A 21505-nucleotide genomic window follows, 5' to 3' on the forward strand; every position below is an offset into this window, starting at 1 on the left:
TAAGGTTAATCCTGGACGCGCCAGATATATTTTCCTGCATCAATACCGTAAAGGAGTGAAGCATGAAACGATATATACTGGCTACCGTGATAGCATCTCTTGTTGCAGCCCCGGCAATGGCGCTGGCCGCTGGCAACAATATTCTCAGCGTACATATTCTCGATCAGCAAACAGGTAAACCGGCGCCCGGCGTGGAGGTGGTACTGGAGCAGAAAAAGGATAACGGATGGACGCAATTAAACACCGGGCATACCGACCAGGATGGACGTATTAAAGCACTGTGGCCCGAAAAAGCTGCCGCGCCGGGGGATTATCGCGTTATTTTTAAAACCGGCCAGTATTTTGAAAGTAAAAAACTGGATACGTTTTTCCCGGAGATTCCCGTCGAGTTTCATATCAGCAAAACGAATGAACACTATCATGTGCCGCTGTTATTAAGTCAGTATGGTTATTCAACCTATCGCGGGAGCTAATTTAGAGCCTATCCCATTAGGGTTATTTTACTTGCCATTTTGGTCCTGGGCAGTGCTCGCCAAAACGCGTTAGCGTTTTGAACGCCGCTTGCGGCGGCCCGAAGGGCGAGCGTAGCGAGTCAAACCTCACGTACTACGTGTACGCTCCGGTTTTTGCGCGCTGTCCGTGTCCAAACTGGCTGCGCCAATAACGCCTGGTGGGATAGGCTCTTAGATTGTATTAATCGCCGCGATTTATGGCGAGCAAACATCGCGGCGGGAATAAAAATCTTCAGCGTATCGACTCTTCTCCCACAAGCGGTGGTTATCCCGCTTGTGGGCATGAGTGACGGTTAAACAGGCGCTTCCATCTCAAGTCTGACCGGATGAAAACGGCGTTTGAAATAAATCAGGCCATGCCCATCCTGGCTAAGAATAATATTTTTGATCGCCACCAGATACACCAGATGCGTGCCAATGGTTTGTACCTCGCTGATCTCGCCTTCAAGACCGGCCAGCGCGCCGTTAAGTACCGGCTGGCCCAGCGGCCCGTTTTGCCAACATGGCTGGTGAAAACGCTCTTCCATCGCCATCCCCGTCATACCGGCAAAGTGGCGCGCCATCAGCTCCTGCTCATGGTTAAGTACATTAATGCACAGCCTGCCGTTACCCTGAAAAACGGGGTTCATGGCGCTATTGGCATTAATACATACCATTACGGAGGGCGGCGTATCGGTGACGGAACAGACCGCTGTTGCGGTGATACCGCAGCGTCCGGCGTGACCCGCCGTGGTTACGATGTTGACCGCTGCCGCCAGACTTGCCATCGCATCGCGAAAACGCAGACGTTGTTCATCTACTTGCATGAGAACCTCCTGCCGCGTTATTTCAGCAGCTTATCCAGTTGATTGATGTCGTCGTTATTGTGCAAATGCGAAACCGTCCAGCCATTCTGATCGTATTCGGAGAGGCAGCGATCAACCATTGCCATCATCTTATCCATATTGCCGGAGCTCTGGGCCTGACGCAGGCACTGCAGACGAATTTCATCCTGGCTGCCCGAGTAGTTAATCTCGTACAGCTCATGGCGACCGCCAAACTCGCTGCCGATGGCATCCCACATCAATTTAAGAATTTTGATACGTTCAACATGGTCCATTCCGTTAGAGCCGCGTACGTATTTCGCCAGGTACTGGTCGATTTGCGGATTATTCAGATCGCGGGCGCTGGAAGGCAGGTAAATCAGGCCGCTGGTAACGTTACGTTCAATAATATTTTTAATTTTCGCGTAGGCCATTGGGGCCATCACACGATAGGTTTGCAGCGCGGCGTGGTCCGGTAGCCAGGCGCCGTTTACCCACGGGGTTGCTTCGGAACACATAGAATCGCTCAATGCCCAGAACATATTGCGCCAGGCCACGACTTCGCCGAGATCGGCCTGCACGCCCCGGAACTCTACGGTACCCGTACATTCGAGCGATTTTTTCAGCAGCGCGGTAATGAAATCAAGTTTAACCGCCAGACGAACACAGGCTTGCAGTGGATACATACGGGCAAAGCCGCCTTCCATCGTCCAGCGACGGCAACGATCGAAATCACGGTAAATTAATACGTTTTCCCACGGGATCAGCACCTTGTCCATCACCAGAATGGCATCGTTTTCATCAAAGCGGCTGGAGAGTGGATAATCAAACGGCGAGCCCGTCGCGCCCGCGACCATTTCATACGAGGCGCGCGAAATAAGTTTTACGCCTTCGGCATCCATTGGCGCGACAAACATCAGAGCAAAATCCGGGTTTTCGCCCATCACCTGGGCTGAGCCGAAACCAATCATGTTGTAGTGAGTCAGGGCGGAGTTAGTGGCGACGACTTTCGCCCCGCTGACAATAATCCCGGCGTCCGTCTCTTTCTCCAGCTTGATATAGACGTCTTTCACTTCGTCGGCAGGTTTGTGGCGATCAATGGGCGGGTTGACGATAGCATGGTTAAAGTACAGGCCGGTCTCCTGAATACGGGTGTACCAGTTACGGGCGTTCTGCTCAAACTGGCCGTAGAAGGCTGGGTTAGCGCCCAGAGCGCAGCCAAAGGCGGCTTTGTAATCCGGTGTGCGTCCCATCCAGCCGTAACTCAGGCGTGACCACTCGGCGATAGCATCACGCTGTTGGCGCAGATCGTCTGCGCTTTTCGCCACGCGGAAAAATTTATGCGTATAACCGCCGCTGCCGGTATCGGTATTCCAGCATAGGGTATCTTGCATCGACGGTTTATGTAATGCGTCATACAGTTGTGCGACAGAGGCTGCGGCATTGCGGAATGCCGGATGTGTCGTAACATCTTTAACGCGTTCGCCGTAAATATAAATTTCCCGCCCGTCCTGCAGGCTTTTTAAATACTCTTCGCCCGTTAACGGACGCTTGTTATCAGTACGAAAATCTTCAGGTTTCATTGCGGCCTCTTCCTCGTTAATCGGAATGTTTTGTTAATAATATGTTTCTTATTTGTTGTTCAATTGAATAGGCAGAAGCGTAAACTGTGAAGAGACTTTCAGGACAACGGCGGGTACTTTTCAGATGAACGTCGAAGAAGAAGAGTAAAATGCGATCGCCGTCAACGTTGTAAGCGGGAGGGGATTCCCGTGTCGGCGGCGTGGGAAGGTAAGAATACTATGCTTCCGCTTCGCTATCAGGATGCTGGCGTCCCAGAGCAATAAGATCGTCCAGCAGCAGCATCAATTGCTGTGTTTTTTCGGGCGTGAAATCGGCCTCAATTTTTCGATAAGCCTCTTCTACCTGGCTTCGGGCACGGGCGTACAACGTTTGTCCCTGCTCCGTCAACATGACATATAACTTACGCTGATCGTTAACCGGCTTGAGTCGCAACACCAGTCCGTCTCGCTCCATGCGCGTCAATATTCCGGTCAGACTTGGACGCAAAATGCAGGTACGAAAGGCCAGCTCGTGAAAATCCATAGAGGGGCTATCGGCCAGGATTCGCACAATGCGCCATTGCTGGTCGGTCAGATTGTGGCTTTTAACGATGGGGCGGAAATAGGTCATTGCCGCTTCGCGCGCCTGAAGCAATGCGATGGTTAATGAATCATGCATAAGCGTTTCTCTTTTGCAGAATTATTAATACCTGAATAATCGTGTTTACCGATGTGAGCTATGACATCTGTTTTATGTCCAAAGTTTAACAGAAACAAGGGGCTTTATTTAACTATTTGATATGTATGTGTTTAATAATAAATTTGTGAAAATATTGTTAATCACATCACAAATACTTTACTTCAGCTTGCTAAATGTACAGCGAAAGCATAAATCTAATCATTAATATATTAATGAAATCACAGCCCGTTAAATCGGCCTGAGGAGTTTATGTATGAAGGGTACTGTTTTCGCCGTTGCGTTAAACCATCGCAGCCAGCTTGATGCCTGGCGAGAGGCTTTCTCTCAGCCTCCCTATAATGCGCCGCCTAAAACCGCAGTGTGGTTCATCAAGCCGCGTAATACGGTGATTCGTCACGGCGAACCCATTCCTTATCCGCAGGGAGAAAAGGTACTGAGCGGCGCGACAGTGGCGCTCATTGTGGGGAAAACCGCCAGCCGGATACGCCCTGAAGCGGCGGCGGACTATATCGCCGGGTATGCGCTGGCTAACGAGGTCAGCCTGCCGGAAGAGAGCTTTTATCGCCCGGCGATTAAAGCGAAATGTCGCGATGGCTTTTGCCCGCTGGGTGAAATGGCGCCGCTGAGTGATGTGGATAACCTCACCATTATCACGGAAATCAACGGACGAGAAGCGGACCACTGGAATACTGCCGATTTACAGCGTAGCGCCGCACAACTGCTTAGCGCGTTAAGTGAGTTCGCTACGCTTAACCCTGGCGATGCGATCTTACTCGGTACGCCGCAGAATCGCGTTGCGCTGCGTCCCGGCGATCGGGTGCGTATTCTGGCGAAAGGTTTACCCGCTCTGGAAAATCCGGTTGTCGCAGAAGATGAATTCGCCCGCCACCAGACTTTTACGTGGCCGCTGTCAGCGACGGGTACGTTATTTGCGTTGGGGTTGAACTACGCCGATCACGCCAGCGAGCTGGCATTTACGCCGCCGAAAGAGCCGCTGGTATTTATCAAAGCGCCAAACACCTTTACCGAACATCACCAAACGTCGGTGCGCCCGAACAACGTCGAATATATGCACTACGAAGCCGAGCTGGTCGTGGTGATTGGCAAAACGGCGCGTAAGGTGAGCGAAGCCGAAGCCATGGAGTATGTGGCCGGTTACACCGTCTGTAACGACTACGCGATCCGCGACTATCTGGAAAACTACTACCGTCCGAATCTGCGGGTAAAAAGCCGCGACGGCCTGACGCCGATAGGCCCGTGGATTGTGGATAAAGAGGCGGTTTCTGATCCGCACAACCTGACGTTACGCACCTTTGTCAACGGTGAGCTGCGGCAGGAAGGGACGACCGCCGATCTGATCTTCAGCATCCCGTTCCTGATTTCTTATCTGAGCGAATTTATGACGTTGCAACCGGGCGACATGATTGCCACCGGTACGCCGAAAGGGCTGTCCGATGTGGTGCCGGGGGATGAAGTTGTCGTGGAAGTAGAAGGCGTGGGCCGCCTGGTTAACCGAATCGTCAGTGAGGAGAGCGCAAAATGAAGAAAATAAATCATTGGATTAACGGCAAAAATGTTGCAGGTAACGACTACTTCCAGACCACTAACCCGGCGACCGGTGACGTGCTGGCGGAAGTGGCCTCCGGCGGTGAAGCAGAGGTGAACCAAGCTGTCGCGGCGGCAAAAGAGGCGTTCCCGAAATGGGCCAACCTGCCGATGAAAGAGCGCGCGCGCCTGATGCGCCGCCTTGGCGACCTGATTGACCAGCATGTGCCGGAAATCGCGGCGATGGAAACCGCCGACACCGGCCTGCCTATTCACCAGACTAAAAACGTGCTGATCCCGCGCGCCTCGCATAACTTCGAATTCTTCGCCGAAGTGTGCCAGCAGATGAACGGCAAGACCTATCCTGTTGACGATAAAATGCTCAATTATACGCTGGTGCAGCCCGTCGGCGTCTGCGCGCTGGTGTCGCCGTGGAACGTGCCGTTTATGACCGCGACCTGGAAAGTCGCGCCGTGCCTGGCGCTGGGCAACACCGCGGTGCTCAAAATGTCCGAGCTGTCGCCGCTGACTGCCGACAGGCTGGGCGAGCTGGCGCTGGAGGCAGGAATTCCGGCAGGCGTGCTGAACGTGGTGCAGGGCTATGGCGCGACGGCGGGCGATGCGCTGGTACGCCACCATGACGTGCGTGCGGTGTCGTTTACCGGCGGTACCGCCACCGGTCGCAATATCATGAAAAATGCCGGGCTGAAAAAATACTCGATGGAGCTGGGCGGCAAATCGCCGGTGCTGATTTTTGAAGATGCCGACATTGAGCGCGCGCTGGACGCCGCGCTGTTCACCATCTTCTCGATCAACGGCGAACGCTGCACCGCCGGGTCGCGCATCTTTATCCAGCAGAGCATTTACCCTGAGTTCGTGAAGCGCTTTGCCGAACGCGCGAATCGCCTGCGTGTCGGCGATCCGACCGACCCGAACACCCAGGTCGGCGCGCTGATTAGCCAACAGCACTGGGAAAAAGTCTCCGGTTATATTCGCCTCGGCATTGAAGAGGGCGCAACGCTGCTGGCGGGCGGTGCGGAAAAACCCACTGACCTGCCTGCGCATCTGAAAGGCGGTAACTTCCTGCGCCCAACCGTGCTGGCCGATGTCGACAACCGTATGCGCGTCGCGCAGGAAGAGATCTTTGGGCCAGTCGCCTGTCTGCTGCCATTCAAAGACGAAGCGGAAGGGTTACGTTTGGCGAACGACGTGGAATACGGTCTGGCCTCTTATATCTGGACCCAGGACGTGAGCAAAGTGTTGCGCCTGGCGCGTGGGATTGAAGCCGGCATGGTCTTCGTCAACACCCAGAACGTCCGCGACCTGCGCCAGCCGTTCGGCGGCGTGAAAGCCTCCGGTACCGGGCGCGAAGGCGGCGAATATAGCTTCGAAGTGTTTGCGGAAATGAAAAACGTCTGCATCTCAATGGGCGACCATCCTATCCCAAAATGGGGAGTTTGATATGGGCAAGTTAGCGTTAGCAGCAAAAATTACCCACGTGCCGTCGATGTATCTTTCTGAACTGCCGGGAAAAAATCACGGTTGTCGTCAGGCAGCCATTGATGGGCATATTGAAATTGGCAAGCGTTGCCGCGAAATGGGCGTTGACACCATTATCGTATTCGACACCCACTGGCTGGTGAATAGCGCTTACCACATTAATTGTGCCGACCATTTCCAGGGCGTCTATACCAGCAACGAATTGCCACACTTTATTCGCGACATGACCTATGACTATGACGGCAATCCGGAGCTCGGCCACCTGATTGCCGACGAGGCAGTCAAACTGGGCGTGCGCGCTAAAGCGCATAACATCCCGAGCCTGAAGCTGGAGTATGGCACGCTGGTACCGATGCGCTACATGAACAGCGACAAGCACTTCAAAGTGGTCTCCATCTCGGCGTTCTGCACTGTGCATGATTTTGCCGACAGCCGCAGACTGGGCGAAGCCATTCTCAAGGCGATTGAGAAATATGACGGTACCGTAGCGGTATTCGCCAGTGGTTCTCTGTCGCACCGTTTTATTGACGACCAACGGGCGGAAGAAGGGATGAACAGCTACACCCGCGAGTTCGATCATCAAATGGATGAGCGCGTGGTCAAGCTGTGGCGCGAAGGCAAATTCAAGGAGTTTTGCACCATGTTGCCGGAGTACGCCGACTACTGCTACGGCGAAGGCAACATGCACGACACGGTCATGCTACTGGGAATGCTGGGGTGGGACAAATACGACGGCAAGGTGGAGTTCATCACCGACCTGTTCGCCAGCTCCGGTACCGGCCAGGTAAACGCTGTTTTCCCGCTGCCTGCGTAAGGGGTGTTTATGCCGCACTTTATTGCTGAATGTACTGAAAATATTCGCGAGCAGGCTGATTTACCCGGCCTGTTCAGCAAGGTAAACGAGGCGCTGGCCGCCAGCGGGATTTTCCCCATCGGCGGTATCCGCAGTCGCGCCCACTGGCTGGATACCTGGCAGATGGCTGACGGTAAGCATGATTACGCGTTTGTGCATATGACGCTGAAAATCGGCGCCGGGCGCAGCCTGGAGAGCCGTCAGGAAGTTGGCGAAATGCTGTTTGGGCTGATTAAAGCCCACTTCGCCGACCTGATGGAGAACCGCTATCTGGCGCTGTCGTTTGAGATTGCCGAGCTACATCCGACGCTCAATTACAAACAAAACAACGTACACGCGTTATTTAAATAGCACACTCTTTCGCCCGGTGGCGCTGCGCTTACCGGGCCTACAAAAAAACGATGCACGAAGCAATACCGAACCGTAGGCCGGGTAAGACGCACCCGCGTCGCCACCCGGCACAGCAGCACCGAATGACGTAACAGGAAACACTATGCTCGATAAACAGACCCATACCCTGATCGCCCAGCGACTTAATCAGGCTGAAAAACAGCGCGAACAGATTCGCGCAGTGTCGCTGGATTATCCCAACATCACTATTGAAGATGCCTATGCCGTACAGCGTGAATGGGTCAATATCAAGATTGCCGAAGGGCGCACGCTCAAAGGCCACAAAATCGGCCTGACCTCAAAAGCGATGCAGGCCAGCTCGCAAATCAGCGAACCGGATTACGGCGCGCTGCTTGACGATATGTTCTTCCATGACGGCGGCGATATCCCCACCGACCGTTTTATCGTCCCGCGTATTGAAGTGGAGCTGGCGTTCGTGCTGGCGAAACCGCTGCGCGGCCCTCACTGCACGCTGTTCGACGTCTACAACGCCACGGATTATGTGATTCCGGCGCTGGAACTGATTGACGCCCGCAGCCACAACATCGACCCGGAAACCCAGCGTCCGCGCAAAGTGTTCGACACCATTTCCGACAACGCCGCCAACGCCGGGGTGATCCTCGGTGGTCGTCCCATCAAACCAGACGAGCTGGATCTGCGCTGGATCTCCGCGCTGCTCTATCGCAACGGCGTGATCGAAGAAACCGGCGTCGCCGCAGGCGTGCTGAATCATCCGGCCAACGGCGTGGCGTGGCTGGCGAACAAGCTTGCCCCCTACGATGTCCAGCTTGAAGCCGGGCAGATCATCCTCGGCGGCTCGTTCACCCGCCCGGTGCCGGCGCGCAAGGGCGACACCTTCCATGTCGATTACGGCAACATGGGCGCGATCAGTTGCCGGTTTGTGTAAGGAAAAAACGATGAAAAATGCTTTCAAAGACGCGTTAAAAGCGGGGCGTCCGCAAATCGGTTTGTGGCTGGGGCTTGCCAACAGTTACAGCGCTGAACTGTTAGCGGGCGCCGGCTTCGACTGGCTACTGATCGACGGTGAACACGCGCCAAACAACGTGCAGACGGTGTTGACCCAGTTGCAGGCGATTGCGCCTTATCCCAGCCAGCCGGTGGTGCGTCCGTCATGGAACGATCCGGTACAGATTAAGCAACTGCTCGACGTCGGCGCGCAAACGCTGCTGATACCGATGGTGCAGAATGCCGATGAAGCGCGAAACGCCGTGGCGGCTACGCGTTATCCGCCTGCCGGTATTCGCGGCGTGGGCAGCGCGCTGGCGCGGGCATCGCGCTGGAACCGCATTCCGGAGTATCTCCACCTGGCCAACGACGCCATGTGCGTACTGGTGCAGATTGAAACGCGTGAGGCGATGAGCAATCTGGCGTCAATTCTCGACGTGGATGGCATTGACGGCGTGTTTATTGGTCCGGCGGACCTCAGCGCCGATATGGGCTTTGCCGGCAATCCGCAGCACCCGGAAGTGCAGGCGGCGATTGAGAACGCCATCGTGCAGATACGCGCGGCGGGGAAAGCGCCGGGGATTCTGATGGCCAATGAAGCACTGGCGAAACGTTATCTGGAACTGGGGGCGCTATTTGTCGCCGTCGGCGTTGACACTACGCTGCTGGCGCGCGGAGCGGAGGCGCTGGCGGCGCGCTTTGGCGTAGAAAAAAAACTGTCCGGTGCGTCCGGCGTCTATTAAGCCTGGCCCCGTAAGCGCAGCGCTACCGGGCAACCGTAGTACCCTACAAAATTCCCATCAGAGGAAAAAAAATGAGCGACACATCATCTGCACTTCCGGAAAGCCCCGAGTCTGTCAGTTCGCACAACGCGCTCAGCACGGGTCAACAAACCGTCATAAATAAACTGTTCCGCCGACTGATCGTATTTTTATTCGTGTTGTTTATCTTCTCGTTTTTAGACCGTATCAACATCGGTTTTGCCGGGTTGACGATGGGGCAGGATCTGGGGTTAAGCGCCACCATGTTTGGTCTTGCCACGACGCTGTTTTACGCTACCTACGTCATTTTCGGCATTCCCAGCAACGTGATGTTGAGCATCGTCGGCGCCCGCCACTGGATTGCGACCATTATGGTGCTATGGGGCATTGCATCTACCGCCACGATGTTCGCGGTGGGACCGAAAAGCCTGTATGTGCTGCGAATGCTGGTGGGCATTACCGAAGCGGGCTTTTTGCCAGGAATATTGCTCTATTTAACCTACTGGTTCCCGGCATTTTTCCGCGCCCGCGCCAACGCATTATTTATGATTGCCATGCCGGCCACTACCGCGTTGGGGTCGATTGTCTCCGGCTATATTTTATCGCTGGACGGCATATTCAATCTGCATGGATGGCAGTGGTTATTCCTGTTGGAAGGATTTCCGTCAGTTTTGTTAGGCATTATGGTCTGGTTTTACCTGGATGATACCCCGGCAAAAGCCAAATGGCTGACGGCAGAGGATAAAAAATGTTTGCAGGAGATGATGGATAGTGACCGCCTGACGCTGGTTCAGCCGGAGGGGGCCATCAGCCATAACGCCATGCAGCAGCGTAGTCTGTGGCGCGAAGTATTCACGCCAATTGTACTGATGTATACGCTGGCCTATTTTTGCCTTACCAATACGCTTAGCGCCATTAGTATCTGGACGCCGCAAATCCTGAAAAGTTTTAATGAAGGCAGCAGCAATATCACCATCGGCCTGCTGGCGGCGATCCCGCAGATTTGTACTATTCTGGGCATGATTTACTGGAGCCGCCATTCGGACAAACATCAGGAGCGTAAACATCACACGGCGTTGCCGTTCCTGTTTGCCGCCGCGGGCTGGCTGCTGGCGTCGGCGACCGACCATAACCTGATCCAGCTCCTGGGGATCGTGATGGCATCCACGGGTTCCTTTAGCGCGATGGCGATCTTCTGGACCACGCCGGATCAGTCGATCAGTTTACGCGCCAGGGCGATAGGCATTGCGGTCATCAATGCCACCGGCAATATTGGCTCCGCGCTCAGCCCGTTTATGATTGGCTGGCTAAAAGATATCACCGGTAGCTTCAATAGCGGACTCTGGTTTGTCGCTTCTCTGTTAGTCGTCGGCGCCGCCATTATCTGGCTTATTCCCATGAAAGCATCGCGTCCGCGCGCCACCCCTTGAGGAGAAACTATGTGCCAACGTGCGATCGCCAATATTGATATCAGCAAAGAGTATGACGAAAGCATGGGCAGTAACGATGTGCATTATCAGTCGTTTGCTCGTATGGCGGATTTCTTTGGTCGTGATATGCAGGCGCATCGCCACGACCAGTTTTTTCAAATGCACTTTCTTGATACCGGGCAGATTGAGCTACAGCTCGACGATCATCGCTATTCGGTGCAGGCGCCGCTATTTGTGCTTACGCCGCCCTCGGTGCCGCATGCTTTTATTACCGAATCGGATAGCGATGGCCATGTTCTGACGGTACGCGAAGAGCTGGTTTGGCCGCTGCTGGAAGTGCTTTATCCCGGCACCAGAGAGGCCTTTGGCCTGCCGGGAATCTGCCTGTCGCTGGCGGATAAACCCAACGAGCTGGCGGCGCTCAAACATTACTGGCAGCTAATTGAGCGGGAGTCCACGGAACAACTGGCTGGCTGCGAACATACCCTGGTGCTACTGGCGCAGGCGGTATTTACCTTGCTGTTGCGTAATGCGAAGCTGGACGATCACGCCGCAACCGGGATGCGCGGTGAACTGAAACTTTTTCAGCGCTTTACCCTGTTAATTGACAACCACTTCCATCAGCACTGGACGGTGCCCGATTATGCCTGCGAGCTGCATATTACCGAATCTCGTTTGACCGATATTTGCCGACGTTTTGCTAATCGCCCGCCTAAACGCCTGATTTTTGATCGGCAATTACGCGAGGCGAAACGACTGCTGCTTTTTTCCGACAATGCTGTCAACGAGATCGCCTGGCAATTAGGTTTTAAAGATCCGGCTTATTTTGCCCGTTTCTTTAATCGCCTTGCTGGCTGTTCTCCTTCGCAGTTTCGCCAACGTGAAGTTCCCTCTTTTCTCAACTAAGAAGAGTAAAAACATGATGAAAAAAAGCGTCGCTATGCTGGCGGTGTGTATGCTGGCGCAAAGCCACCTTGCCATTGCTGCCGGTACTCCTGCGCCTCAAGAGATCAACATTGTTTTACTGGGCACCAAAGGCGGGCCTTCTTTGCTCAATACAGCCAGACTACCGCAAGCGACGGCGCTTACTATCGGCGATAAAATATGGCTGATAGATGCCGGCTACGGCGCCAGTCTGCAACTGGTGAAAAATGGCATTCCACTGCGCAACATCAATACTATTTTGCTCACCCATCTGCACAGCGACCACATACTGGATTATCCTTCCTTGCTGATGAATGCCTGGGCGAGTGGTCTGAAAGACCATACCATACAGGTTTATGGCCCGCCGGGAACCCAGGCGATGACGAAGGCTAGCTGGAAGGTCTTTGACAGGGATATCACGCTACGCATGGAAGAAGAGGGGAAACCCGATCCGCGCAACCTGGTTAAGGCGACCGATATTGGCCAGGGCGTCATCTATAAAGATGAACTGGTCACAATAAGCGCGCTGAAAGTGCCTCATTCCCCTTTCCCGGACGGTGAAGCGTTTGCTTACCGTTTTGATACCCAGGGTAAGCGAATCGTCTTCTCTGGCGATACGTCCTGGTTTCCGCCGCTTGCAACGTTTGCCCAGGGGGCGGATATCCTGGTACATGAGGCGGTACATGTCCCCTCGGTAGCAAAACTGGCTAATAGTATTGGCAACGGAAAAACGCTGGCTGAAGCGATTGCGTCGCATCACACCACGATTGAAGATGTCGGTAAGATTGCTCGCGAGTCCCACGTGAAAAAACTGGTGTTAAGTCATCTGGTGCCTGCGACGGTTGCGGATGACGTCTGGCAACAGGAAGCCATGAAAAATTACCCGGGCCCTGTCATTGTCGGTCATGACAATATGACGATAAGCGTACCGTAGGTATCAGAGCAGGGATAAACCCACGGGCTGACATGATGTCAGCCCGTTATGCTTTTGGCGATCAGCATGACGCGCAGAGCTTTTGTCTAAAACATTATTTTTTCTAAACACTACTTGCTGATTTTTATGCACAATAAAGGTAAGATGATTGCTCTGGTGAAATATCACTAAATAAGAATGTCACGGATGGAATTTATACAGTGTTAAAAGCAATGCGTTTCTTTGTCTGCCGGCCATCAGTAATATCCTCTGTACCGGCTCCTCGTTGCCAAAGTGAAGGTTAGATTAAACGAATCAAAAAATATCCGAACTGTACAATTTTTATATCAAACATATTTAACTGCAAAATACTGCAAACGTGCGCGAATACACTTAATCAGTAGTATGGCTAATGCATACTTTATTTCCTAAACTTTCTTATTATCTATTTGAATATTTCTGGTTAAACCAAATGGACAAACGGATACCAGACACTCGAAAGGATAACTGCAGGCTTCTGATTTAGGATTGCAGTTACCAGGACAATGGCTATTTTCTTTAAGCGATTTCCATAGAACAGGATTAAACCTGGTAACGTTGTAAACAGTAACGGGATAAAGTTTATCGTTTATTAAGACCCCCTTATTAAAGGGGATGATAATGCTACCTGGAGGCATGTAAACATCTGCCTGATACCATAAGGTCAATCTAAGATTTTTTAGGCTATGTATGCATGAGAACGACACTCCGGTAGAGGGACTTATAACTGTATCAACGACCTTCCATTCCATTACAGAAACCTTTTAAGTGAAATAGTCAATGGTGTAAATTACATTTTCCGCAAGCCTATTCAGGATAGATGAAAATCTGAGAAACATAACTCGTTGAAAACGATCGTTTTTTATTGACCACTCTATTTATATTGATTTTTTAATAAGTTATTTATTTTATGCTCTTATTTTGTTTACATTCTATTACATTTTTGTATTTTAGGCGTGGTGTAAATATTGGGCGGTAGTGGATGTTATAACGCTCAATTATTAAACTGTAAGTGACTGTTGTATTTCTTATTTATAAATACCGCAACCTGTAAGCGCAGCGGTACATTTTACCCGGCATTGACAGGGAGAAGGTACGTATCAACCAGAGAGTACAAAACAGTGAAAGAATATATTCTTCAGGCAATAAATGATCGCTAACGTGTAAAAATAACCGACGTATCTAAAAAATGTGAACGTGTGGCTGGTCTTTATTTAAACGATGATCTTCGCAATGGCGCATTAATGGCTGACATTGGCGGTTCGTTGATCGGGTTGTGCGCGGTGAAAGGCTATATTTCTTCCGTTGAGGGAAGTATGTCAGAGGCATTCTGGTATTATACCGGGTGCATGTAAATCCGGGGTGGGCAGAAAGCCCACCCTCGGTTTATTGCCTTTATCGTGGATTAGGGATGCGAGATAAAGCGAGAAAGGCGTTGCAGCAGTAACCGGTTTTCTTCGCGCAGCCGTGAATTCTCTTCCAGCAGCGTTAACGCGACCGCGATCCCAGGCCAGTCGAGCGCCAGCTCCTCGCGTAAGCGTAGCGCGCGTTGTACCACGCTCGCTGCGCGATCGTCGAATTGCCAGTCGGCGTTATCGTCTTCGTAAGGCTCAATTACGCCAAGTCCGACGATTTCGTTTAGCTCCTCTTCCGTCACGCCGGTGTGCAAACAAAATTCGGTGATGGTAAAGGTGACAGTGATGTTAGCCATTATGCTTTCCCCCATTGCTGGCGTGGGTCAAAGGACGACTGCGCGTCCGCCAGTTGTTGCCACAGGGCAGCTGTTTTCTCGTCAGGTTTCGGCGGCATAACGATTTTGATGATGGCATAGAGATCGCCAGTGTGCTTTTTACTGGCTAATCCTTTTCCTTTGATACGCAGCCGCTGACCTGCCTGGCTGCCGGGGGGAATGGTCAGCAAAATACGCTCTTTAAGCGTTGGCACAGACACCTTAGCGCCGAGCGCCGCCTCCCATGGGGCAAGCGGAAGGACGACTTCCAGATCCTGATTGACGATATCAAAGAGCGGATGCGGGGCAATATGGATAACGAGCCATAAATCGCCATTAGGTCCGCCGTTTTCCCCCGGCGTGCCCTGGCCTTTCAGTCTGATTCGTTGCCCGTTGCTGACGCCAGCCGGGATTTTCACATTCAATGTCTTGGGAATTTCCCGCTCCACCAGGCCGAACGCGTTATAAACGGGGACGGAATAGCTAATCGTACGCTGGTGCTCTTCCAGCGTTTCTTCCAGGAATACCGCCACTTCAATTTCGATATCATGACCGCGTGCGGCGTGGCGGTGATGCGAATGGCGACCGTGCTGACCAAAAATAGACGAGAAAATATCATCAAAATCTTCAGCGTTATACGGCTGGCCTTCGTGTTGCTGGAACTGGCGATTAAATTGTGGATCGTTACGGTGTTGCCATAACTGGTCATACTCGGCGCGCCGTTGCTCATCACTCAGCACTTCCCATGCTTCAGCAACCTCTTTGAAACGGGCTTCGGCATCGGGTTCTTTGCTGACATCTGGATGGTACTTGCGGGCCAGTCGGCGATAGGCGGTCTTAATCGTCTTGAGATCGTCCGTCGGTTTCACGCCCATAATGGCGTAATAATCCTTAAGTTCCATAGCATCATCTCGCTAAATCAATACATACAGAAGGGACCCCAAAAGGTTTCTCCACTAAGTGTAGGGTAAACCTGAAAAGTGCGTATGAAAACACCAGTTATATCATTAGTAAGAATAAATTACGTTGTTCGACTATCAGAAGGTTGCGCAGCGCGCCGACATAACTTTACAGGGGAAAGGTTGCCAAAACCGCGCCAGTGGCTAAGATAACTCGCGTTAAACAGTGAGGGCGCAATGGCGAAACAACAACGGATGGGCTGGTGGTTTCTTTGCCTTGCATGTGTCGTGGTAATGGTTTGTACCGCGCAACGCATGGCGGGCCTGCACGCCTTGCAGATGCAGGCGACGGCCTCTGCTGCGGTGGTCAGCGCTCCCTCCTCGACAGATGACGGCTCGCCGGTCACCCCCTGCGAATTAAGCGCCAAGTCGCTGCTGGCGGCGCCTCCGGTACTCTTTGAAGGCGCTATCCTTGCGCTTTGTCTACTGCTTTCCTTACTGGCGCCTGTCCGGGTCATGCGCCTGCCGTTTTCGCCTCCACGGGCTATTTCGCCGCCCACATTACGGGTACATCTACGATTTTGTGTCTTCCGTGAATGACAGACCGGTTATTGCTAACGGTTAATTACTCATTCACGGAGAAAAAATATGATGATTTTGTTCAGGCGGATACTGTTCTGCCTGTTATGGCTTTGGCTGCCCGTCTCCTGGGCGGCGGAAAGCGGCTGGCTGCGTTCGCCCGATAACGACCATGCCAGCATACGGCTACGTGCCGATACGTCCGCTAACGGTGAGACCCGGCTGTTGCTGGATGTCAAACTGGAAAACGGCTGGAAAACCTACTGGCGCGCGCCGGGGGAAGGGGGCGTGGCACCCTCTATCGCCTGGAAAGGCGACATGCCTGAGGTAAGCTGGTTCTGGCCAACCCCCTCGCGCTTTGATGTGGCGAATATCACCACCCAGGGATATCACGACGAGGTGACCTTTCCGATGATCGTGCGCGGTACGCTGCCGGCGACCTTGCGCGGTGTGTTGACGTTATCAACCTGCAGCAATGTTTGTCTGTTGACCGATTACCCCTTTTCCGTGACGCCTACTGTGCAGAATGCCGATTTTGCCCATGACTATGCGCGGGCGATGGGTAAAATTCCGCTCCGCAGTGGACTAACGGACTCGCTTGACGTCGGCTATCGCCCGGGAGAACTGGTGGTCACTGCTACGCGAGCGGCGGGCTGGTCATCGCCCGGGCTCTATCTTGACACCGTAGATGACGTCGATTTTGCGAAGCCTCGTCTGCGCGTAGAGGGCGACAGGTTACAGGCGACGGTGCCGGTGACGGACAGTTGGGGCGAAAAGGCGCCCGATTTGCGCAACAAATCGCTGACCCTCGTGTTAGCCGATGGCGCTATCGCCCAGGAGAGCACGCAAACCATTGGCACTGCGCCAGCGCAAACGCCGGACAATGCGGCGCTACCTTTCTGGCAAGTTGTAATGATGGCGCTGATCGGCGGACTGATTCTTAATTTAATGCCCTGCGTACTGCCGGTTCTGGGCATGAAGCTTGGCTCTATTTTATTGGTAGAGGAAAAAAGCCGCTCTCACATCAGGCGACAATTTTTGGCTTCGGTCGCCGGTATCATTGCGTCATTTATGGCGCTGGCGGCGTTTATGACCCTCCTTCGCCTGTCAAACCATGCGCTGGCCTGGGGAGTCCAGTTCCAGAATGTATGGTTTATTGGTTTTATGGCGCTGGTGATGTTGTTGTTTAGCGCCAGCCTGTTCGGGCTTTTTGAGTTCAGGCTTCCCTCATCTATGACCACGAAACTGGCCACTTACGGCGGTAACGGTATGTCGGGACATTTCTGGCAGGGGGCATTCGCCACGCTGCTGGCGACGCCTTGTAGCGCGCCGTTTCTGGGCACGGCGGTCGCCGTGGCGCTCACGGCGTCGCTGCCGACGCTGTGGGGGCTGTTCCTTGCGCTTGGCCTGGGGATGAGCGCGCCGTGGCTACTGGTCGCGATACGACCAGGGCTTGCGCTACGTTTACCGCGCCCCGGGCGTTGGATGAATGTCCTGCGCAGGATCCTCGGTCTGATGATGCTGGGGTCGGCTATCTGGCTGGCGACGTTACTCCTGCCGCATTTCGGCTTCACTGCGTCAAAGAGCGCGCAAGACACGGTTCAGTGGCAACCGTTGAGTGAACAGGCAATCCAGTCGGCGCTGGCGCAGCATAAGCGGGTATTTGTCGATGTCACTGCGGACTGGTGTATTACCTGTAAAGTGAATAAATACAACGTCCTGCAAAAAGAGGATGTGCAGGCCGCCTTGCAACAGCCGGATGTTGTGGCGCTGCGGGGAGACTGGACGCTGCCGTCCGATGCCATTACAGATTTTCTGAAAACGCGCGGCCAGGTCGCCGTGCCGTTTAATCAGGTATATGGCCCCGGCTTGCCGGAAGGGGAGGCACTGCCCACTTTGCTGACCCGCGATGCGGTATTACAAACGTTGAAAAAAGCGAAAGGAATAACCCAATGAAATACATGATTGTTTTACTGCTGGCGCTGTTTTCGACGCTGAGCATCGCGCAAGAAACCGCTCCTTTTACGCCGGATCAGGAAAAGCAGATTGAAAATCTGATCCATGCGGCGTTGTTTAACGATCCTGCCAGCCCGCGGATAGGCGCTAAACACCCTAAGCTGACGCTGGTGAACTTTACGGATTACAACTGCCCGTACTGCAAACAGCTCGATCCGATGCTGGAAAAGATTGTGCAGAAATATCCTGACGTTGCGGTCATTATTAAACCGCTGCCATTTAAAGGAGAGAGTTCCGTTCTGGCGGCGCGTATTGCGCTGACCACCTGGCGCGAGCATCCGCAACAGTTCCTCGCGCTACATGAAAAACTCATGCAAAAGCGCGTTTACCATACGGATGACAGTATTAAACAGGCCCAGCAGAAAGCAGGGGCTACGCCAGTGACGCTGGATGAAAAAAGCATGGAAACGATACGCACTAATTTGCAGTTGGCAAGGCTGGTCGGCGTGCAAGGAACGCCAGCGACGATCATTGGCGACGAGCTGATTCCGGGCGCAGTGCCCTGGGATACGCTGGAAGCGGTGGTGAAAGAAAAACTGGCGTCTGCCAATGGCGGGTAAACTGCGGCGTTGGCTGCGTGAAGCCGCGGTTTTTCTGGCGCTCCTCATCGCGATAATGGTGGTCATGGACGTCTGGCGCGCGCCGCAGGCGCCTCCGGCGTTTGCCACGACACCATTACGTACGCTGACGGGAGAGTCGACAACTCTGGCGACATTGAGCGAAGAACGCCCCGTACTGCTCTATTTTTGGGCCAGCTGGTGCGGGGTATGCCGCTTTACTACGCCTGCGGTCGCTCGCCTGGCGGCGGAAGGGGAAAACGTCATGACCGTTGCGCTCCGCTCCGGCGATGACGCTGAGGTTGCCCGCTGGCTGGCGCGCAAGGGCGTTGACTTCCCGGTCGTCAATGATGCTAACGGCGCCTTATCCGCTGGCTGGGAAATCAGCGTGACGCCAACGCTGGTGGTGGTTTCACAAGGTCGGGTTGTGTTCACCACCAGCGGCTGGACCAGCTACTGGGGCATGAAGCTTCGGCTATGGTGGGCAAAAACGTTCTGAATATGCGCCGGGGTTTCCCGGCGCTAACGCGTTTACTGTAAGAAAAACCCCCGTTTTGCGAAATCGTTCCCGGAAAAATGATCCATTTCTGTCACACTCAGAACGATTTGATAACAACAAGAGGTCATAGGGATGAAAAAATCATTACTCGCTGTTGCTGTGGCAGGGGCTGTTTTGTTGTCATCCGCCGTACAGGCGCAGACAACGCCGGAGGGTTATCAATTACAACAGGTGCTGATGATGAGCCGCCATAATCTGCGGGCGCCGCTGGCGAATAATGGCAGCGTACTGGCGCAGTCGACGCCGAACGCCTGGCCGGCGTGGGACGTTCCCGGCGGGCAACTGACGACGAAAGGCGGCGTGCTGGAAGTCTATATGGGACACTACACACGTGAATGGCTGGTCGCGCAGGGGCTGATACCGTCGGGAGAATGTCCGGCGCCCGACACGGTATATGCCTATGCGAATAGTTTGCAGCGCACCGTCGCCACCGCGCAATTTTTCATTACCGGCGCTTTCCCCGGCTGTGATATTCCTGTTCATCATCAGGAAAAAATGGGCACTATGGACCCTACCTTCAATCCGGTAATTACCGATGATTCTGCCGCGTTCCGGCAACAAGCCGTACAGGCGATGGAAAAGGCGCGTAGTCAGCTACATCTTGATGAGAGTTATAAACTGCTTGAGCAGATAACGCATTATCAGGACTCGCCGTCCTGCAAAGAGAAGCATCAGTGTTCGCTAATCGACGCGAAAGATACCTTCAGCGCGAACTATCAGCAAGAGCCTGGCGTGCAGGGGCCGCTTAAAGTAGGGAACTCGCTGGTGGATGCGTTTACCCTGCAATATTACGAAGGGTTTCCGATGGATCAGGTCGCCTGGGGCGGGATCCACACCGATCGGCAGTGGAAGGTGCTGTCAAAACTGAAAAACGGCTATCAGGACAGCCTGTTTACCTCACCCACGGTGGCGCGCAATGTCGCTGCGCCGCTGGTGAAATATATCGATAAGGTGCTGGTTGCCGATCGCGTTAGCGCGCCGAAGGTTACCGTGCTGGTGGGGCATGATTCCAATATCGCGTCGCTGCTGACGGCGCTGGATTTTAAACCCTATCAGCTCCATGACCAGTATGAGAGAACGCCGATTGGCGGTCAGCTTGTCTTCCAACGCTGGCATGACGGCAACGCTAACCGGGATTTGATGAAAATCGAGTATGTCTACCAGAGCGCCCGGCAGTTACGCAATGCGGAAGCGTTAACGCTCAAATCGCCCGCGCAAAGGGTAACCCTGGAACTGAAAGGATGTCCGGTGGATGCGAACGGCTTCTGTCCGCTGGATAAGTTCGATAACGTCATGAACACTGCTGCAAAATAGCCATATGCCCCCGCGCAGGCGGGGGCGTTTGTGTTATACGTTTTTACGTTCGATGATTTGTTCGCCCCAGAAGAGCGAGTCTTTGTCCGTTTTCTCAAAGGCTTTGATCAGCACCTCATCGCTACCTTCTTCCCATATTTTTTCTGCCAGTTTCTCGTCATAGTGAGCGACTTCAAAAATGGCTTCGGCAATTTCCGGCGACGTATTACGCAGGCTTGCCCATTCGCCGACGCGGTGCGCTTTTGCTTCTTGAGTTGGCATTCGAATCCTCCTGTTGAAGATTAGCCGTTGAGTTTGACTGCCAGACCGGCGACGTATTCCCCCTGATAGCGAGCGATAGAGAGTTCCTCCTGGCTTGGTTGACGTGAACCGTCGCCTCCAGCGATAGTCGTTGCGCCGTAAGGCGTGCCGCCGCGAACCTGGGAGACGTCAAAGAGTTCCTGTGCGGCATAGCCTATCGGGACGATCACCATCCCATGATGGGCAAGCGTAGTCCAGGTCGAGGTGATGGTCTGCTCCTGGCCGCCGCCCGTTCCGGTAGAACTGAACACGCTGCCGAGCTTGCCGTATAGCGAGCCGGATGCCCACAGTCCACCGGTTTGATCCAGGAAGGTACGCATCTGGCCTGACATATTGCCAAACCGGGTTGGCGTACCAAAAATAATGGCATCGTAATCCGCCAGCTCCTGTGGGGTGGCAACCGGTGCGTTTTGCGTTTTACCGCCAGCTTTTGCGAAGATTTCAGGCGGCATTGTTTCTGGCACACGCTTTATAATGACCTCTGCGCCGTCGACTTTCTTTGCCCCTTCCGCCACCGCGTGCGCCATGGTTTCAATGTGTCCGTACATGGAATAATAGAGCACCAGAATCTTTGCCATTTGTACTACTCCTCAGATTAATCAGGTGTGTAGCGATTCGCTACGTCTATTTAAAGATATGCTCTCCTGTGAAGAG

23 protein-coding genes and 25 other annotated features are annotated in these 21505 nt (G+C 53.5%); of the genes, 15 read left to right on the plus strand and 8 right to left on the minus strand.

Annotated features, from left to right (window positions below):
* Positions 1-50: 50 nt before the first annotated feature.
* Positions 51-56: a ribosome-binding site (putative RBS for STM1097; RegulonDB:STMS1H001369), on the plus strand.
* Positions 51-473 (plus strand): putative periplasmic or exported protein gene (locus STM1097; RefSeq protein ID NP_460070.1). Within the gene, positions 63-473 belong to an annotated coding region; the region does not span the whole gene. Its footprint overlaps the feature before it by 6 nt.
* A gap of 332 nt (positions 474-805) precedes the next feature.
* On the opposite strand, the gene hpaC is transcribed toward STM1097, so the two are convergent.
* The 3 genes from hpaC to hpaR form a co-directional block, all read right to left on the minus strand.
* The gene (gene hpaC / locus STM1098; RefSeq protein ID NP_460071.1) for a 4-hydroxyphenylacetate catabolism protein occupies positions 806-1330 on the minus strand. Within the gene, positions 806-1318 belong to an annotated coding region; the region does not span the whole gene.
* Positions 1325-1330: a ribosome-binding site (putative RBS for hpaC; RegulonDB:STMS1H001370), on the minus strand. Its footprint overlaps the gene before it by 6 nt.
* A 5-nt stretch (positions 1331-1335) precedes the next feature.
* The gene (gene hpaB, locus STM1099) for a 4-hydroxyphenylacetate catabolism protein (protein ID NP_460072.1) occupies positions 1336-2905 on the minus strand. Within the gene, positions 1336-2898 belong to an annotated coding region; the region does not span the whole gene.
* Positions 2900-2905, minus strand: a ribosome-binding site (putative RBS for hpaB; RegulonDB:STMS1H001371). It overlaps the preceding gene by 6 nt.
* Before the next feature lie 210 nt (positions 2906-3115).
* Positions 3116-3560, minus strand: a protein-coding gene (gene hpaR, locus STM1100) for a 4-hydroxyphenylacetate catabolism protein (protein ID NP_460073.1). Within the gene, positions 3116-3556 belong to an annotated coding region; the region does not span the whole gene.
* Positions 3555-3560: a ribosome-binding site (putative RBS for hpaR; RegulonDB:STMS1H001372), on the minus strand. Its footprint overlaps the gene before it by 6 nt.
* A 262-nt stretch (positions 3561-3822) precedes the next feature.
* Positions 3823-3828: a ribosome-binding site (putative RBS for hpaG; RegulonDB:STMS1H001373), on the plus strand.
* Between hpaR and hpaG the strand changes: the two genes are divergently transcribed.
* The 9 genes from hpaG (at position 3823) to STM1109 (ending at position 12880) form a co-directional block, all read left to right on the plus strand.
* Positions 3823-5120 (plus strand): 4-hydroxyphenylacetate catabolism protein gene (hpaG, locus tag STM1101; RefSeq protein ID NP_460074.1). Within the gene, positions 3831-5120 belong to an annotated coding region; the region does not span the whole gene. It overlaps the preceding feature by 6 nt.
* Positions 5103-5108 (plus strand) — a ribosome-binding site (putative RBS for hpaE; RegulonDB:STMS1H001374). It overlaps the preceding gene by 6 nt.
* Positions 5103-6583 (plus strand): 4-hydroxyphenylacetate catabolism protein gene (gene hpaE / locus STM1102; protein NP_460075.1). Within the gene, positions 5117-6583 belong to an annotated coding region; the region does not span the whole gene. The genes hpaG and hpaE overlap by 18 nt, the downstream gene beginning before the upstream one ends.
* Positions 6580-6585: a ribosome-binding site (putative RBS for hpaD; RegulonDB:STMS1H001375), on the plus strand. It overlaps the preceding gene by 4 nt.
* Positions 6580-7436 (plus strand): 4-hydroxyphenylacetate catabolism protein gene (hpaD, locus tag STM1103; protein NP_460076.1). Within the gene, positions 6585-7436 belong to an annotated coding region; the region does not span the whole gene. It overlaps the preceding feature by 6 nt. Before hpaE ends, hpaD begins: the two co-directional genes overlap by 4 nt.
* Before the next feature lie 3 nt (positions 7437-7439).
* Positions 7440-7445, plus strand: a ribosome-binding site (putative RBS for hpaF; RegulonDB:STMS1H001376).
* Positions 7440-7826, plus strand: a protein-coding gene (gene hpaF, locus STM1104) for a 4-hydroxyphenylacetate catabolism protein (RefSeq protein NP_460077.1). Within the gene, positions 7446-7826 belong to an annotated coding region; the region does not span the whole gene. (Overlaps the previous feature by 6 nt.)
* Positions 7827-7957: 131 nt before the next feature.
* Positions 7958-7963: a ribosome-binding site (putative RBS for hpaH; RegulonDB:STMS1H001377), on the plus strand.
* Positions 7958-8772 (plus strand): 4-hydroxyphenylacetate catabolism protein gene (gene hpaH / locus STM1105; protein NP_460078.1). Within the gene, positions 7969-8772 belong to an annotated coding region; the region does not span the whole gene. Its footprint overlaps the feature before it by 6 nt.
* 3 nt (positions 8773-8775) lie before the next feature.
* Positions 8776-8781, plus strand: a ribosome-binding site (putative RBS for hpaI; RegulonDB:STMS1H001378).
* The gene (gene hpaI / locus STM1106; protein ID NP_460079.1) for a 4-hydroxyphenylacetate catabolism protein occupies positions 8776-9574 on the plus strand. Within the gene, positions 8783-9574 belong to an annotated coding region; the region does not span the whole gene. Its footprint overlaps the feature before it by 6 nt.
* 64 nt (positions 9575-9638) lie before the next feature.
* Positions 9639-9644, plus strand: a ribosome-binding site (putative RBS for hpaX; RegulonDB:STMS1H001379).
* Positions 9639-11022 (plus strand): 4-hydroxyphenylacetate catabolism protein gene (gene hpaX, locus STM1107; protein ID NP_460080.1). Within the gene, positions 9646-11022 belong to an annotated coding region; the region does not span the whole gene. It overlaps the preceding feature by 6 nt.
* 1 nt (position 11023) lies before the next feature.
* Positions 11024-11029: a ribosome-binding site (putative RBS for hpaA; RegulonDB:STMS1H001380), on the plus strand.
* Positions 11024-11928 (plus strand): 4-hydroxyphenylacetate catabolism protein gene (gene hpaA, locus STM1108; protein NP_460081.1). Within the gene, positions 11032-11928 belong to an annotated coding region; the region does not span the whole gene. It overlaps the preceding feature by 6 nt.
* A 9-nt stretch (positions 11929-11937) precedes the next feature.
* Positions 11938-11943, plus strand: a ribosome-binding site (putative RBS for STM1109; RegulonDB:STMS1H001381).
* The gene (locus STM1109; RefSeq protein ID NP_460082.1) for a putative periplasmic protein occupies positions 11938-12880 on the plus strand. Within the gene, positions 11942-12880 belong to an annotated coding region; the region does not span the whole gene. (Overlaps the previous feature by 6 nt.)
* A 407-nt stretch (positions 12881-13287) precedes the next feature.
* Here the strand turns inward: STM1109 and STM1110 are convergent.
* The 3 genes from STM1110 to cbpA form a co-directional block, all read right to left on the minus strand.
* Positions 13288-13662, minus strand: a protein-coding gene (locus tag STM1110; RefSeq protein NP_460083.1) for a putative cytoplasmic protein. Within the gene, positions 13288-13650 belong to an annotated coding region; the region does not span the whole gene.
* Positions 13657-13662: a ribosome-binding site (putative RBS for STM1110; RegulonDB:STMS1H001382), on the minus strand. It overlaps the preceding gene by 6 nt.
* 641 nt (positions 13663-14303) lie before the next feature.
* Positions 14304-14624 (minus strand): putative cytoplasmic protein gene (gene yccD / locus STM1111; protein ID NP_460084.1). Within the gene, positions 14304-14609 belong to an annotated coding region; the region does not span the whole gene.
* Positions 14609-15621, minus strand: a protein-coding gene (gene cbpA, locus STM1112) for a curved DNA-binding protein (RefSeq protein NP_460085.1). Within the gene, positions 14609-15529 belong to an annotated coding region; the region does not span the whole gene. Before cbpA ends, yccD begins: the two co-directional genes overlap by 16 nt.
* Positions 14619-14624, minus strand: a ribosome-binding site (putative RBS for yccD; RegulonDB:STMS1H001383). Its footprint overlaps the gene before it by 6 nt.
* Positions 15535-15540, minus strand: a ribosome-binding site (putative RBS for cbpA; RegulonDB:STMS1H001384).
* Positions 15594-15602: a -10 signal (putative -10_signal for cbpA; RegulonDB:STMLTH004469), on the minus strand.
* Positions 15613-15621 (minus strand) — a -35 signal (putative -35_signal for cbpA; RegulonDB:STMLTH004469).
* A gap of 137 nt (positions 15622-15758) precedes the next feature.
* Positions 15759-15764: a ribosome-binding site (putative RBS for scsA; RegulonDB:STMS1H001385), on the plus strand.
* Here cbpA and scsA point away from each other — a divergent pair.
* The 5 genes from scsA to agp all read left to right on the plus strand — a co-directional run bounded on the left by scsA (position 15759) and on the right by agp (position 20551).
* Positions 15759-16126 (plus strand): suppression of copper sensitivity: putative copper binding protein gene (gene scsA, locus STM1113; RefSeq protein ID NP_460086.1). Within the gene, positions 15764-16126 belong to an annotated coding region; the region does not span the whole gene. It overlaps the preceding feature by 6 nt.
* 42 nt (positions 16127-16168) lie before the next feature.
* Positions 16169-16174 (plus strand) — a ribosome-binding site (putative RBS for scsB; RegulonDB:STMS1H001386).
* Positions 16169-18061, plus strand: a protein-coding gene (gene scsB / locus STM1114; RefSeq protein ID NP_460087.1) for a suppression of copper sensitivity protein. Within the gene, positions 16175-18061 belong to an annotated coding region; the region does not span the whole gene. It overlaps the preceding feature by 6 nt.
* Positions 18051-18056 (plus strand) — a ribosome-binding site (putative RBS for scsC; RegulonDB:STMS1H001387). (Overlaps the previous gene by 6 nt.)
* The gene (gene scsC, locus STM1115) for a suppression of copper sensitivity protein (protein ID NP_460088.1) occupies positions 18051-18681 on the plus strand. Within the gene, positions 18058-18681 belong to an annotated coding region; the region does not span the whole gene. Before scsB ends, scsC begins: the two co-directional genes overlap by 11 nt.
* Positions 18666-18671 (plus strand) — a ribosome-binding site (putative RBS for scsD; RegulonDB:STMS1H001388). It overlaps the preceding gene by 6 nt.
* Positions 18666-19177, plus strand: a protein-coding gene (gene scsD / locus STM1116; RefSeq protein NP_460089.1) for a suppression of copper sensitivity protein. Within the gene, positions 18671-19177 belong to an annotated coding region; the region does not span the whole gene. The genes scsC and scsD overlap by 16 nt, the downstream gene beginning before the upstream one ends.
* Before the next feature lie 120 nt (positions 19178-19297).
* Positions 19298-19303, plus strand: a ribosome-binding site (putative RBS for agp; RegulonDB:STMS1H001389).
* The gene (gene agp / locus STM1117) for a glucose-1-phosphatase (RefSeq protein ID NP_460090.1) occupies positions 19298-20551 on the plus strand. Within the gene, positions 19310-20551 belong to an annotated coding region; the region does not span the whole gene. It overlaps the preceding feature by 6 nt.
* A 33-nt stretch (positions 20552-20584) precedes the next feature.
* On the opposite strand, the gene yccJ is transcribed toward agp, so the two are convergent.
* The gene (yccJ, locus tag STM1118) for a putative cytoplasmic protein (protein ID NP_460091.1) occupies positions 20585-20825 on the minus strand. Within the gene, positions 20585-20812 belong to an annotated coding region; the region does not span the whole gene.
* Positions 20820-20825, minus strand: a ribosome-binding site (putative RBS for yccJ; RegulonDB:STMS1H001390). Its footprint overlaps the gene before it by 6 nt.
* Positions 20826-20832: 7 nt before the next feature.
* Positions 20833-21443, minus strand: a protein-coding gene (gene wraB / locus STM1119) for a trp-repressor binding protein (RefSeq protein ID NP_460092.1). Within the gene, positions 20833-21429 belong to an annotated coding region; the region does not span the whole gene.
* Positions 21438-21443: a ribosome-binding site (putative RBS for wraB; RegulonDB:STMS1H001391), on the minus strand. (Overlaps the previous gene by 6 nt.)
* Positions 21444-21505: the final 62 nt, after the last annotated feature.

The organism is Salmonella enterica subsp. enterica serovar Typhimurium str. LT2, from assembly GCF_000006945.2.
Lineage (GTDB): Bacteria > Pseudomonadota > Gammaproteobacteria > Enterobacterales > Enterobacteriaceae > Salmonella > Salmonella enterica.

Coding starts and splice junctions, on each gene's coding strand:
- STM1097 (NP_460070.1), top strand. CDS start 63: ATGAAACGATATATACTGGCTACCGTGATAGCATCTCTTGTTGCAGCC.
- scsB (NP_460087.1), top strand. CDS start 16,175: ATGATGATTTTGTTCAGGCGGATACTGTTCTGCCTGTTATGGCTTTGG.
- hpaX (NP_460080.1), top strand. CDS start 9,646: ATGAGCGACACATCATCTGCACTTCCGGAAAGCCCCGAGTCTGTCAGT.
- STM1110 (NP_460083.1), bottom strand. CDS start 13,650: ATGGAATGGAAGGTCGTTGATACAGTTATAAGTCCCTCTACCGGAGTG.
- hpaG (NP_460074.1), top strand. CDS start 3,831: ATGAAGGGTACTGTTTTCGCCGTTGCGTTAAACCATCGCAGCCAGCTT.
- hpaB (NP_460072.1), bottom strand. CDS start 2,898: ATGAAACCTGAAGATTTTCGTACTGATAACAAGCGTCCGTTAACGGGC.
- hpaH (NP_460078.1), top strand. CDS start 7,969: ATGCTCGATAAACAGACCCATACCCTGATCGCCCAGCGACTTAATCAG.
- STM1109 (NP_460082.1), top strand. CDS start 11,942: ATGATGAAAAAAAGCGTCGCTATGCTGGCGGTGTGTATGCTGGCGCAA.
- wraB (NP_460092.1), bottom strand. CDS start 21,429: ATGGCAAAGATTCTGGTGCTCTATTATTCCATGTACGGACACATTGAA.
- agp (NP_460090.1), top strand. CDS start 19,310: ATGAAAAAATCATTACTCGCTGTTGCTGTGGCAGGGGCTGTTTTGTTG.
- hpaR (NP_460073.1), bottom strand. CDS start 3,556: ATGCATGATTCATTAACCATCGCATTGCTTCAGGCGCGCGAAGCGGCA.
- hpaA (NP_460081.1), top strand. CDS start 11,032: ATGTGCCAACGTGCGATCGCCAATATTGATATCAGCAAAGAGTATGAC.
- scsC (NP_460088.1), top strand. CDS start 18,058: ATGAAATACATGATTGTTTTACTGCTGGCGCTGTTTTCGACGCTGAGC.
- hpaE (NP_460075.1), top strand. CDS start 5,117: ATGAAGAAAATAAATCATTGGATTAACGGCAAAAATGTTGCAGGTAAC.
- hpaI (NP_460079.1), top strand. CDS start 8,783: ATGAAAAATGCTTTCAAAGACGCGTTAAAAGCGGGGCGTCCGCAAATC.
- hpaF (NP_460077.1), top strand. CDS start 7,446: ATGCCGCACTTTATTGCTGAATGTACTGAAAATATTCGCGAGCAGGCT.
- hpaD (NP_460076.1), top strand. CDS start 6,585: ATGGGCAAGTTAGCGTTAGCAGCAAAAATTACCCACGTGCCGTCGATG.
- yccD (NP_460084.1), bottom strand. CDS start 14,609: ATGGCTAACATCACTGTCACCTTTACCATCACCGAATTTTGTTTGCAC.
- hpaC (NP_460071.1), bottom strand. CDS start 1,318: ATGCAAGTAGATGAACAACGTCTGCGTTTTCGCGATGCGATGGCAAGT.
- cbpA (NP_460085.1), bottom strand. CDS start 15,529: ATGGAACTTAAGGATTATTACGCCATTATGGGCGTGAAACCGACGGAC.
- scsA (NP_460086.1), top strand. CDS start 15,764: ATGGCGAAACAACAACGGATGGGCTGGTGGTTTCTTTGCCTTGCATGT.
- scsD (NP_460089.1), top strand. CDS start 18,671: ATGGCGGGTAAACTGCGGCGTTGGCTGCGTGAAGCCGCGGTTTTTCTG.
- yccJ (NP_460091.1), bottom strand. CDS start 20,812: ATGCCAACTCAAGAAGCAAAAGCGCACCGCGTCGGCGAATGGGCAAGC.